This is a genomic window from Bacteroides sp. D22 (assembly GCF_000163675.1).
Lineage (GTDB): Bacteria > Bacteroidota > Bacteroidia > Bacteroidales > Bacteroidaceae > Bacteroides > Bacteroides xylanisolvens.
In genome coordinates this window covers 1-11,905 of sequence record NZ_GG774841.1, presented here as the reverse complement: position 1 = coordinate 11,905, position 11,905 = coordinate 1, and the positions used below count along the sequence as shown (strand labels likewise).

Below are 11,905 nucleotides of genomic sequence, written 5' to 3'. Positions count from 1 at the left end.
CTGCACACCAGAAGGGGAGTGGGGTTAGTTAATTGACACTTGTAATGACGATACCAGCCAAGGAATTTATAATAATCAACGCCAAAACGATGGCAATACTCCAAAAGAGAGACTTGGCAACCACTGTCGGATGACTGATAAGCAGAAAGAATCTCTAAAAAACAATCAGTAGAGTCCATAAGAATAAAATTTTAAGTTCTGTGCAAAGGTAAAACTGACTGATAGGATAAACAAGAGCCATACAATGAGTGCTTACTGGAGAATTGGCTTATGTAAGGTTTATACTGTGTTGCAGATACTTTGATCTGCAACCTATCTGCAACAGTATCTGCAACGCTCCAACTATTTATCAATTAGTGCATTACACGCGTTTGGTTGCAGGTGGCAGATGTTTTCATGTTTTTTCAACTTTATAGTAGTTCCCAAAAGTTTCAAATAAAAACAATTATGACACCCTACCATTGGTACGATGTCATAATCTTAGTAGAACCATGCCAAGAAACCGAAGTCATAATGGCATGATGAAATTACACTAACCTAATTTATTTATTTTTCTTCCAAAGTTTGCTCATATCTTCCAGTGTCTTACCTTTCGTTTCAGGCACCCAACGCCAAACGAAGATGGCAGCAGCCACACAGATTATTCCATATAAACTATATGCAAACATCGGGCTGAAGTCGTACAGTGCCGGGAAAGTAGAAGATACAATGTAATTGAATATCCATTGGAAAGCCACAGCGATTGCCACTGCTTTACCACGGATGGTGTTCGGGAATATTTCCGAGATCAACACCCAGCAAATCGGCCCCCAAGACATCATAAAGAATGCTGCATACACAATCACTGAAAGTACCGGAAGAACACCCTTTATTGCCATGCTATCACACATTGCTACCGCAAATGCACCTACAGCCATACCAATAGAACCGATTATCAATAGTGGTTTACGTCCGAAGCGGTCTACTGTGAAGATTGCAACCAATGTAAAGACAATGTTTACAATACCCATAATAACTGTCTGCATCATGCCACCTCCTTCTGCACCTGCATTTTCGAAAATACGAGGAGCATAATAAAGTACCGCATTAATACCGATAGCCTGTTGGAATACAGAAAGCAAAATACCGATCACAATTACTGCCACTCCATAAGTAAAGATTTTCTCTGTCTTTTCATGAGCAGTAGCTTTAATATCATTAAGAATTTCCTGTGCTTTTGTCTTACCATTGATCTTTTCAAGGATCGAATAAGCCTTTTCATCCTGCTGTATCAATACAAGATAACGAGGAGTCTTGGGAACAAAGAACAACAACAGACCGAAGAAAGCTGCAGGGAAAGCTTCCGAACCGAACATGTAACGCCATCCTTCATAAACAGTCCACATATCAGATTCAGCACTAACAGACAGTACACCGGCTGCATCTTTCAAAATAATAGGATTTTGATGGTCGCCCATAATCAGGAAATTCACGAAGTATACTACCAACATACCGAAGATGATAGCAAACTGGTTACACGATACAAGCGTTCCACGAATATTAGAAGGAGCAATTTCAGCAATATACATCGGACAGACTGCAGAAGCCAGTCCAACACCGATACCGCCCAAAACACGATACAAATTAAAAGCAATCAGCAAATCCATGTTCGGCTTTCCATATTCGAAGAATAAGACTTCCGGATAATAGGAACCTAATGCTGAAAGGAAAAAGAGTACGGCAGCAAGCCTTAGAGAATTACGACGTCCCAAACGGGAAGCAAATATACCGGACAAAGCACCACCCAGTACACAGCCAATTAATGCACTGGAAGATGTGATTCCATGCATTACTTTATTGTATTGAAAATCAGAGGCCGAAAGGAAAAAAGCCTCCAAGCCTTTCTCTGCACCGGAAATAACCGCTGTATCGTATCCGAAAAGCAGTCCTCCCAAAATGGCGACAGAGGTTATCGAATATAGGTAGAGTTTACTACCCTCGTTCGTTGTATTAATCATGGTTATAAGTAGATAAAGTAGTGTTGTAGTAGTTGGATTTATATCACCACAGATTTCACAGATTGACACAGATAAAATTCAAAATAAGAGAGAAGAAAATTAATCTGTAACAATCCGTGTAATCTGTGGTGGGGTTAATTAGCAATACATATTCAGAATTGCTTCATAAAGTTCTTGTTTACCGCTAGTCTGTTTCGGTTCACCGTTTGCTTTTGCATAAGCAACTACATCTTCCAAAGTCAACTTGCCATCTTCAAACTCCTTACCTTTACCGCCATCAAATGAAGCGTAACGGTCAGCCAGCATTTTCTTATAGGGAGATTCGTTCAGCAGAGCAGCTGCGCTTTCCAATGCACGAGCCATAGCGTCCATACCTGCGATGTGAGCGATGAAGATATCTTCCAGGTCAGTAGAGTTACGACGAGTTTTAGCGTCGAAGTTTGTTCCACCGTTACCCAAGCCACCGTTACGGATAATTTGCATCATAGCTTGTGTCAGTTCGTAGTTGTCAATCGGGAATTGGTCTGTATCCCAACCATTCTGATAATCACCACGGTTAGCATCGATAGAACCCAACATGCCGTTGTCTACTGCTACTGCCAATTCGTGTTCGAAAGTGTGACCAGCCAAAGTTGCGTGGTTTACTTCAATGTTCACTTTGAAATCTTTATCCAAGCCATGAGCTTTCAGGAATCCGATTACTGTTTCTGTATCTACATCATACTGATGTTTTGTCGGTTCCATCGGTTTCGGCTCAATCAGGAAAGTACCTTTGAAACCACGGGCACGAGCATAATCACGAGCGATGGTCAGCATTTTTGCCAAGTGTTCTTTTTCACGTTTCTGATCTGTATTCAGAAGAGACATATAGCCTTCACGGCCACCCCAGAATACATAGTTCTGACCACCCAGTTCGATCGTTGCATCGATTGCATTCTTGATCTGAACAGCAGCACGAGCTACTACATCAAAATCAGGGTTAGTAGCAGCACCGTTCATATAACGTGCATGGCCAAATACGTTGGCAGTACCCCACAACAGTTTGATGCCTGTTTCAGCTTGTTTCTGTTTTGCATAAGCTACGATTGCTTTCAAGTTAGCTTCGTATTCTTCGATGCTTGCACCTTCAGAAACCAAGTCTACATCGTGGAAACAGTAGTATTCGATACCCATTTTCTGCATGAATTCGAAACCTGCGTCCATTTTATCTTTTGCAGCTTGTATAGCGTCAGCATTACTATTCCAAGGGAATTGTTTTGTTCCGCCACCGAATTGGTCGCCACCTTCAGCACACAAAGTATGCCACCATGCCATAGCAAATCTCAACCAATCTTTCATCTTCTTACCGTTGATAACCTTTTCAGCATCGTAGTAACGGAATGCCATCGGATTCTTACTATCTTTACCTTCGAACTTAATCTTTTCAATTCCCGGGAAAAATTCTTTTGTTGCCATAATTCTTTTATTTTTAAAATGGTTATTATTTAAATTGTTAATTATTTATCTGAAGACAGAACCGGAGCCGGTATGTTACCGGTCATCGACTTTTCAAGACGGTATTTCCATTTTGCATACGCGTCAGCATATTCCTGGCGTTTTGCCACATTAGGCTCAATCACATCCAGTTTGTCAAGCGTAGCAAATGCCTCATTGTTATCCTTGTAGATACCTGCACCGATGCCCGCACCTTTCGCAGCGCCTACGGAACCATCCGTATCGTAAAGCTCAATAGTAGCTCCTGTGATTCCCGCCAAAGTATCGCGGAAGATAGAACTCAAGAACATATTAGCGTGTCCGGCATGGATCATCTTCACAGGAATTCCCATTTGCTCCATGATATCAATGCCATATTTAAAAGAGAATACAATACCTTCTTGAGCGGCACGAATAATATGATGTTTGCCATGCGTATTAAAATCCAGTCCACGGATACTGCAACCGATTTCTTTATTGTTCAGCATACGTTCGGCACCGTTACCAAAGGGCAGGATACTGATTCCCGCACTGCCGATAGGAGCTTTGGAAGCCAACACATTCATTTCATTATAAGATATTCCTTCGGGAGCAATGTTGCGTTTCACCCATGAGTTGAGAATACCTGTTCCGTTGATGCAAAGCAATACTCCCAGACGTGTCTGATCTATGGTATGATTGACATGCGCAAAGGTATTGACGCGTGACTGCGGATCATAGTTCACTTCACCGTTCACGCCATAAACCACTCCCGATGTTCCTGCCGTAGAAGCAATCTCTCCCGGATTAAACACATTCAAAGAAAGGGCATTGTTAGGCTGGTCGCCTGCACGATAAGTAATCGGTGTCCCTTCTTTCAGTCCAAGCTCTTTGGCAGCTATTGCATTTACACGTCCTTGTTCAGCAAAAGTCGGCTTAATATCTGCAATCAAAGAAGAATCAAACCCGTAATAATCCATTAAGAAATCAGCCACCCGATTGTTCTTGAAATCCCAGAACATACCTTCCGAAAGTCCGGAAACAGTTGTACAGATTTCTCCACTCAACTTCATGGCAATATAATCGCCCGGCAGCATTATCTTATCAATCTGCTCATAGATGGCCGGTTCGTTTTCTTTAATCCACGCCAACTTGGAAGCGGTAAAATTTCCCGGTGAGTTCAACAAATGAGAAAGACATCTCTCCTCCCCGATTGTCTCAAACGCTTTCTGACCGTATGGCACCGCACGGGAGTCACACCAGATGATAGCAGGACGCAATACATGCTGATTCTTATCAACACAAACCAATCCGTGCATCTGATAAGAGATACCGATGGCTTTAATTTCAGCGGCACTAACTCCGGATTCGGTCATAATAGCCTGCGTGGACAACTTTAAGTTTTCCCACCAACTTTCAGGATCTTGTTCCGCCCATCCGGGATTCACTGCAATAATATTCGCTTCTGTTTTCGGAAAAAATGCCGAGGATACACATTTACCAGTCTCCGCATTTACCAAACTCGCTTTTACAGACGAGCTACCTATGTCATAACCTAATAGAAACATAATTTTATTTACGATTAAACGATTTACTATTTACGATTTAACGCTCAATGTCCGACTATTAATACTTTAACATTCAACGCCTAATACTTACTACTTGATACTTGAACAGGGTCTACCTTCTTACCTTATTATATATCTTCTTATCAAATTTATAATAACGGGCAGCACGGTGAGCCACTCCTTGTTGTTTTTCTTCCAAAGGAACTACATATTCCATCATTGCTATTTTTTTATGGAAGTTACGCACGTCCACGGCTTTGTCGTATACTAATTCAAAAAGAGTCCTTAATTGTGCGGCTGTAAATTTACGCGGAAGCAGTTCGAACAACATGGAAGGATTAAATTCTACGAACTGACGAATATAAGTCATTGCCTCCTTTATTATCAGATTATGGTCGAAAGCCAGTGTTTTCACGTCTTTCAAAGCGACCCAGCAAGCCTGGTGATCGTCCAGATTCTTATCCAACGTACGATCTATCTTCACCATCGACAAATATGCAATGGTAACAATACGCTCCACTTTTGACTGCATAGCTCTTTCCAACCAGCGTACATCTTTCGGATTACTCGTTCTGTTTTTAGAACCAAATGCTTTAAACTGCATCAGATTCACATTTTTAAGTCCTGTCAGTTCATACAAAACTCGTTGTGCAGCTTCATCCAGGGCTTCATCCATATAGATAAGACTTCCGGGAAGTTTCATATCATGATATACTTCTCCATTATCCTCACCTGCACGTTTTACAAGCAACACTTTCAGTTGTTCTCCGTCAAAACCAATCACTACACAGTCTACTGATATATGATTGTTTGCTAAAGGTGTATTTTTCTGTAAATTTTGCATATCTATTTCTTTAAGACGATGCAAATATAGAGGCTAAAAACCATCAAAACAAAAATAAGAACTATGCTATAAAACATTGTTTTTCATATAAATACATATCATACATTCTACAATATGAATAGTTAGTGTTATCTTACGAATTACAATATGTATTTTAGTATTTCCACGGGTGAGTAATTGTATAAAGTACAAAAACTAGATGGACGCTTTATTATCAGTACTTTTCATATCTTTTCCAACAGACACCCGGAAAGGTACTTATTGTATTTTAAACGATATGTCATTTTGTACCTTATCGTTTTTTATTCTATCTTTGTCGGGTAAATATTAAAAAATCTAAAATGGAACGTCATCCAGTCATTTTATCCATTGCCGGCTCCGATTGTTCGGGAGGCGCAGGTATTCAGGCAGACATAAAAACAATCTCGGCTTTAGGAGGCTATGCAGCATCGGCCATTACTGCTATCACCGTACAAAACACACTGGGGGTACGTGCCGTACAGTCCATTTCTCCGGATATGGTTCGTGGACAAATAGAAGCCGTGATGGACGACCTGCAACCGGTTGCCATCAAAATAGGAATGATAAATGACATTCAGATCGTTCGTGTAATTTCCGACTGTCTACAAAAATATTCACCTGCATACGTCGTTTACGATCCGGTAATGGTGTCTACCAGCGGAAGGAAACTTATGACAGATGAAGCGATAGAAGAAATCAAAAAAGAACTTTTACCGCTTGTCACACTAATCACCCCTAATATTGATGAAGCAAAAGTACTTACAGGTAAAAGTATTCACAACATTCAGGATATGCAGACCGCTGCCAAAATGCTGACGGATGATTATCAGACTAATATCTTACTAAAAGGCGGACATCTGGAAGGAGACAATATGTGCGACCTTTTGCATACGTCCGAATTTATCTACCATATATATGAGGAGAAAAAAATAGAAAGCCATAATCTGCATGGAACGGGATGCACCCTCTCTTCCGCTATTGCCACCTATCTTGCCAAAGGCTACCCCATGCGAGAATCCATCCAGCATGCGAAAACATATATCACTCAAGCCATTATCGCAGGAAAAGAATTGAATATCGGCCATGGCAACGGCCCTTTATGGCATTTTCCGGACACCGTTGCACAAATGTGTACTTTTTGTGCGGTTGTATCATAAAAATACGTAACTTTGCACCCGCAATTAAAAATCAATTAAATAATAAAAATATGAAAGCATTTGTATTTCCCGGTCAAGGCGCTCAATTTGTAGGAATGGGTAAAGACCTGTATGAAAACTCAGCTTTAGCAAAAGAATTGTTTGAAAAAGCAAATGATATCCTCGGATATCGCATTACAGATATCATGTTCGACGGCACAGACGAAGATCTTCGTCAGACAAAGGTTACTCAACCTGCCGTTTTCCTTCACTCTGTTATTTCTGCTCTTTGCATGGGCGACGACTTCAAACCGGAAATGACTGCCGGCCACTCACTTGGTGAGTTCTCTGCATTGGTTGCTGCCGGTGCATTGAGTTTTGAAGATGGATTGAAACTTGTGTATGCACGTGCAATGGCTATGCAGAAAGCTTGCGAAGCTACTCCTTCCACCATGGCTGCCATTATCGCATTGCCGGATGAAAAAGTAGAAGAAATCTGTGCAGCAGTAAATGCAGAAGGTGAAGTTTGCGTACCGGCCAACTACAACTGCCCGGGACAAATCGTTATCTCCGGCTCTGTACCGGGTATCGAAAAGGCTTGCGAACTGATGAAAGCTGCCGGAGCCAAACGTGCTCTTCCGCTGAAAGTGGGTGGTGCTTTCCATTCTCCATTGATGGATCCTGCTAAAATAGAACTGGAAGCTGCTATCAAAACTACAGAAATACATACTCCTAAATGTCCGGTATATCAGAATGTGGATGCACTCCCTCACACTGACCCCGCAGAAATCAAAAAGAATCTGGTTGCCCAACTGACTGCTTCCGTACGTTGGACACAATCAGTAAAGAATATGGTTGCTGACGGTGCTACTGATTTTACAGAATGTGGCCCGGGTGCCGTACTTCAAGGATTGATTAAAAAGATTGACGGTACTGTCAATGCTCACGGTATTGCATAAATATCCGTAAGCAGACTTTATCTTTAAGTGATATAGAGCGTGTTGGTAACTATTGCCAACACGCTTTTTTTATATGAAAACCATAAATGGAATACAAACGAACATGTTGTAAAACACCCTGATACTTTTCTTTTCCGGCAAACTTTCCGAATCTTTCTTTTGTTTTTATTATAGGAATCATTTACTCAAATTTATGAGCCATGAAAATACATGAATATCAAGCGAAAGAGATTTTCTCCAAGTACGGAATACCTGTCGAGAGGCACACTTTATGCCGTACTGCCGCAGGCGTCCTGGCTGCATACCGGAGGATGGGAACAGACAGAGTGGTTATAAAAGCACAAGTATTAACCGGAGGCCGAGGAAAAGCCGGAGGAGTAAAACTGGTAAACAATACGGAAGATGCTTATCAGGAAGCCAAGAACATTCTCGGAATGAGCATTAAAGGTCTTCCAGTCAATCAAGTTCTGGTCAGCGAAGCGGTTGATATTGCTGCAGAATATTACGTCAGCTATACCATCGACCGGAATACACGTTCTGTCGTTCTGATGATGAGTGCATCCGGTGGTATGGATATTGAAGAGGTAGCCCGTCAGACACCGGAGAAAATCATCCGATATTCAATCAATCCGTTCATTGGCCTCCCCGACTATCTGGCAAGGCGTTCTGCTTTCACTCTCTTCCCCCAAATGGAACAGGCAGGTAAAATGGCTGCCATCCTTCAGGAACTTTATAAAATCTTTGTGGAGAATGACGCGTCGTTAGTGGAAGTAAATCCGCTGGCACTTACAAAGAAAGGTACGTTAATGGCCATTGACGCAAAGATCGTTTTTGATGACAATGCGCTCTATCGGCATCCGGAGATTCATGCTTTGTTTGATCCGACGGAAGAAGAAAAAGTGGAAGCAGATGCCAAAGATAAAGGATTCAGTTATGTTCACATGGACGGCAATATCGGTTGTATGGTAAATGGCGCCGGACTTGCCATGGCTACTATGGACATGATTAAACTTTACGGCGGTCAGCCTGCTAATTTTCTCGACATCGGTGGCAGCTCCAATCCTGTCAAGGTTATTGAAGCTATGAAACTCTTATTGCAGGATGAGAAAGTAAAAGTGGTCCTGATTAATATTTTCGGTGGGATCACTCGTTGCGATGATGTAGCAATGGGACTTCTTCAGGCATTCGAGCAGATAAACAGCAATGTCCCCGTCATCGTCCGGCTTACAGGCACCAATGAACATATCGGACGGGAACTGTTACGGAATTACAGCCGTTTCCAAATAGCCACAACGATGAAAGAGGCTGCTCTTATGGCTCTGAAAGCATAATACGTACCAAATCACTAAAAAATAAAGCAATTATGAGCATACTAATAGATAAATCCACCCGTTTGATTGTGCAAGGAATCACTGGCAGAGACGGGCTTTTCCATGCCAAAAAGATGAAAGAATATGGAACCAAAGTGGTCGGGGGTACTTCTCCGGGCAAAGGAGGAACAGATGTGGACGGAATCCCCGTATTCAACACCATGTATGACGCTGTCGAGCAGACAAAGGCTAATACCTCCATCATTTTCGTTCCAGCACGTTTTGCGGCAGATGCTATCATGGAGGCAGCGGACGCAGGCATCCGTATCATAGTCTGCATTGCAGAAGGAATTCCCACACTGGACGTGATTAAGGCGCATCGGTTTGCCGAACAAAAAGGCGCCATGTTGATCGGGCCTAACTGTCCGGGACTTATCTCTCCGGGAAAAAGCATGGTTGGCATCTTACCAGGACAAGTCTTTTTAGAAGGAAATGTAGGTGTTATCAGCCGTAGCGGAACACTTACTTACGAGATTGTGTATCACTTAACAGCTAATGGAATGGGACAATCCACCGCTATCGGCATAGGAGGCGATCCTGTTGTAGGACTTCACTTCCGCCAACTGCTGGAAATGTTTCAGAATGATCCGGAAACAGAAGCAATCGTCCTGATTGGAGAGATTGGAGGAAATGCGGAAGAACAAGCGGCCGAATATATCCGTAATAATGTAACTAAACCTGTGGTTGCATTTATTGCCGGCCAATCAGCTCCTCCGGGAAAACAAATGGGGCATGCAGGCGCTATTATTTCAGGAAGTTCCGGTTCGGCAAAAGAGAAAATTGAATCTTTGGAAGCAGCTGGTATCCGAGTGGCACAAGAGCCTTCGGATATACCCAAACTATTGAAAAAGTAACCTCCAAAAGAGAAATAAAAAACAGAAGTAGTAATATTACAGATGCAGATTCACTCAAAATAAGTAATTTCATACTTATCATTTTAAGTGAATCTGCATTTATTTTACATACCTTTCTTTATACCTAATTTTATAAGAAGAGCATTCATCGGATAAGCGCAAAAGAAACCGAAAAGCATAGCCAACTGCATCATAAACCAAAATATCCATGTATCTTTGGGCAATGGCTCATTGATGAACAGCACAAAATAAACAATTGCCATCCAACCGTACATTCCTACCTGCCAGGATAAAAGAGAAAAGAAATCTGCTTTGAAAGCGCGAGTTAATGCATTCCCTACGGAGATTTTTTCCATTTCCCGAATCGCATAAAACTGAAAATAAACGCCAATAATCAAAGCCAATACAAAATCAAGTACCCAATTCCCAACAAGTTGACTGCCTGCAACAGTTACAGGAACATAATTCGTAAACCACTCTCCTATGATATCTGCCAATGTGCAGCCTGCGCCACAATGAAGAGCCGACAAAGCTACCGATTGCCAATATGGACGCCTCATCTCTCCCATTGACATATCCATATCTTTCATGTCAGACATGCCCATCCCTTTCATCCCGTCATCCTCCATCTTCATCGGACTGCTCCGCCCGAACTTATTATACGCCCATAAAGCTAAATAACTTCCCCACAATGCAGATAATATCCAAACTGCATTCATTATTTTCATTGATTGCGGACGATGTGTCAAGTCTATGGCAATATGTACTGCTATTCCGATACCTGAACAGACTAAGAATACGGCTATTAAATTGAGCATGATTGTATGTTTTAAAAGATTCAGACTACAAAACATACTTTATTTGCGAATAGTTCAGTCCACTACTTTTTAATTTTGCCTGTCGAACTATTCCACACACGAGTTGTTATCATTTCATAATCAAAACAATAAAAATATGAGCAGACGTAGACAATTAGAGCATGAAGTATCTGTTGCTCAAGAAAGAATAAAGAAAGCCGCAAAAGATACACCGAAGAATATCCTGAAATTATGGGAACAAGAGCTGGTAGACCTGGAATTGGAACTCAATAATATGGTGGATGATGAAGAAGATAATAATGAGGATTAACAGAAGAAGGGCGCGCTAGTTTCCTAGTGCGCCCTTCTCTATTACTGTCTATTTATTCAGTATTAGTTCTTTGGCAATGCTTCTTTCACTACCATTGAACGACCTACATATTCTGCACCGTTCAATTGTTTGATAGCGTTGTTAGCTTCTGTATCATCCGGCATTTCGATAAACGCAAAGCCTTTTGATCTTCTAGTTTCACGATCTGTGATTAACTTTACTGAAGCAACTGTTCCATACTCTTCCATTACATTTCTCAAATCCGATTCCTTAACATTATAGCTAAGATTTCCAATGTACAAATTCATAAAATACAGGCTCAGTTGTAATTCTTGGGGGATTAAGTTTAGTCAATTCCCTTCATGCATATACCTTTGCTAGCCTAAAAAGGAAGAAGCTCATATCCACTACTCCTCTAAATGATGCCCTAAATGCTTTGATTTTAGCATTAAATGCTTCCGCTGCTGCATTTGTACTCCTGTTCACAAAGAAGTTCAAAATCCTTTCATAATGGTTCTCAATAGAGTTTGCTACTGTTGTGAATGTATCGTATCCATATTCTTCAATCTTATTATA

The 11,905-nt window shown here is 41.4% G+C and carries 12 protein-coding genes; 5 read left to right on the top strand and 7 right to left on the bottom strand.

Annotated features, from left to right (window positions below; translation table 11 throughout):
* Window positions 1-542: 542 nt before the first annotated feature.
* The 4 genes from xylE to HMPREF0106_RS00335 form a co-directional block, all read right to left on the bottom strand.
* Window positions 543-1,997 carry a D-xylose transporter XylE gene (xylE, locus tag HMPREF0106_RS00320; protein WP_009041295.1) on the bottom strand — a complete coding sequence of 485 codons (1,455 nt, stop codon included), beginning with the start codon at window positions 1,995-1,997 and terminating at the stop codon, window positions 543-545.
* 138 nt (window positions 1,998-2,135) lie between these two features.
* Complete coding sequence (xylA, locus tag HMPREF0106_RS00325) at window positions 2,136-3,452, bottom strand: xylose isomerase (RefSeq protein ID WP_004295876.1); 1,317 nt, start codon at window positions 3,450-3,452, stop codon at window positions 2,136-2,138.
* A gap of 41 nt (window positions 3,453-3,493) precedes the next feature.
* Entirely contained in the window at window positions 3,494-5,017 is a 1,524-nt protein-coding gene (locus tag HMPREF0106_RS00330; RefSeq protein ID WP_009041294.1) for a xylulokinase, read from the bottom strand.
* A gap of 112 nt (window positions 5,018-5,129) precedes the next feature.
* Window positions 5,130-5,861 (bottom strand): NUDIX hydrolase, encoded by a 732-nt coding sequence (locus tag HMPREF0106_RS00335; RefSeq protein ID WP_004295874.1) that lies wholly within the window; start codon window positions 5,859-5,861, stop codon window positions 5,130-5,132.
* A 341-nt stretch (window positions 5,862-6,202) separates the two neighbouring features.
* Between HMPREF0106_RS00335 and thiD the strand changes: the two genes are divergently transcribed.
* The 4 genes from thiD (at window position 6,203) to sucD (ending at window position 10,201) form a co-directional block, all read left to right on the top strand.
* Complete coding sequence (gene thiD, locus HMPREF0106_RS00340; RefSeq protein ID WP_008640142.1) at window positions 6,203-7,039, top strand: bifunctional hydroxymethylpyrimidine kinase/phosphomethylpyrimidine kinase; 837 nt, start codon at window positions 6,203-6,205, stop codon at window positions 7,037-7,039.
* Window positions 7,040-7,089: 50 nt separating this feature from the next.
* Complete coding sequence (fabD, locus tag HMPREF0106_RS00345; RefSeq protein WP_009041293.1) at window positions 7,090-7,977, top strand: ACP S-malonyltransferase; 888 nt, start codon at window positions 7,090-7,092, stop codon at window positions 7,975-7,977.
* 200 nt (window positions 7,978-8,177) lie between these two features.
* Window positions 8,178-9,308 carry an ADP-forming succinate--CoA ligase subunit beta gene (gene sucC / locus HMPREF0106_RS00350; RefSeq protein WP_009041292.1) on the top strand — a complete coding sequence of 377 codons (1,131 nt, stop codon included), beginning with the start codon at window positions 8,178-8,180 and terminating at the stop codon, window positions 9,306-9,308.
* 32 nt (window positions 9,309-9,340) lie between these two features.
* Window positions 9,341-10,201, top strand: coding sequence for a succinate--CoA ligase subunit alpha (sucD, locus tag HMPREF0106_RS00355; RefSeq protein ID WP_009041291.1), 861 nt, complete (start codon window positions 9,341-9,343; stop codon window positions 10,199-10,201).
* Window positions 10,202-10,305: 104 nt separating this feature from the next.
* On the opposite strand, the gene HMPREF0106_RS00360 is transcribed toward sucD, so the two are convergent.
* On the bottom strand, window positions 10,306-11,019 hold the full coding sequence (locus HMPREF0106_RS00360; RefSeq protein WP_009041290.1) for a DUF4396 domain-containing protein: 714 nt from the start codon (window positions 11,017-11,019) through the stop codon (window positions 10,306-10,308).
* A gap of 136 nt (window positions 11,020-11,155) precedes the next feature.
* On the opposite strand from HMPREF0106_RS00360, the gene HMPREF0106_RS27600 reads away from it, so the two are divergent.
* Window positions 11,156-11,329 carry a hypothetical protein gene (locus HMPREF0106_RS27600; protein ID WP_004316403.1) on the top strand — a complete coding sequence of 58 codons (174 nt, stop codon included), beginning with the start codon at window positions 11,156-11,158 and terminating at the stop codon, window positions 11,327-11,329.
* A 62-nt stretch (window positions 11,330-11,391) separates the two neighbouring features.
* Here the strand turns inward: HMPREF0106_RS27600 and HMPREF0106_RS00365 are convergent, their stop codons facing one another.
* Window positions 11,392-11,637: an RNA recognition motif domain-containing protein gene (locus HMPREF0106_RS00365; RefSeq protein ID WP_008640136.1), complete on the bottom strand. Its 246-nt coding sequence runs from the start codon at window positions 11,635-11,637 to the stop codon at window positions 11,392-11,394.
* Between the two features lie 52 nt (window positions 11,638-11,689).
* Window positions 11,690-11,905, bottom strand: a 216-nt coding sequence (locus tag HMPREF0106_RS00370; protein WP_009040716.1) for a transposase, incomplete at its 5' end; no start/stop codon positions are given.

What these genes read in the sequence shown, in the direction of transcription:
- HMPREF0106_RS00335 (WP_004295874.1), bottom strand. Translation starts at nt 5,861, where the DNA reads ATGCAAAATTTACAGAAAAATACACCTTTAGCAAACAATCATATATCA.
- HMPREF0106_RS27600 (WP_004316403.1), top strand. Translation starts at nt 11,156, where the DNA reads ATGAGCAGACGTAGACAATTAGAGCATGAAGTATCTGTTGCTCAAGAA.
- sucD (WP_009041291.1), top strand. Translation starts at nt 9,341, where the DNA reads ATGAGCATACTAATAGATAAATCCACCCGTTTGATTGTGCAAGGAATC.
- sucC (WP_009041292.1), top strand. Translation starts at nt 8,178, where the DNA reads ATGAAAATACATGAATATCAAGCGAAAGAGATTTTCTCCAAGTACGGA.
- HMPREF0106_RS00360 (WP_009041290.1), bottom strand. Translation starts at nt 11,019, where the DNA reads ATGCTCAATTTAATAGCCGTATTCTTAGTCTGTTCAGGTATCGGAATA.
- HMPREF0106_RS00365 (WP_008640136.1), bottom strand. Translation starts at nt 11,637, where the DNA reads ATGAATTTGTACATTGGAAATCTTAGCTATAATGTTAAGGAATCGGAT.
- xylA (WP_004295876.1), bottom strand. Translation starts at nt 3,452, where the DNA reads ATGGCAACAAAAGAATTTTTCCCGGGAATTGAAAAGATTAAGTTCGAA.
- fabD (WP_009041293.1), top strand. Translation starts at nt 7,090, where the DNA reads ATGAAAGCATTTGTATTTCCCGGTCAAGGCGCTCAATTTGTAGGAATG.
- xylE (WP_009041295.1), bottom strand. Translation starts at nt 1,997, where the DNA reads ATGATTAATACAACGAACGAGGGTAGTAAACTCTACCTATATTCGATA.
- thiD (WP_008640142.1), top strand. Translation starts at nt 6,203, where the DNA reads ATGGAACGTCATCCAGTCATTTTATCCATTGCCGGCTCCGATTGTTCG.
- HMPREF0106_RS00330 (WP_009041294.1), bottom strand. Translation starts at nt 5,017, where the DNA reads ATGTTTCTATTAGGTTATGACATAGGTAGCTCGTCTGTAAAAGCGAGT.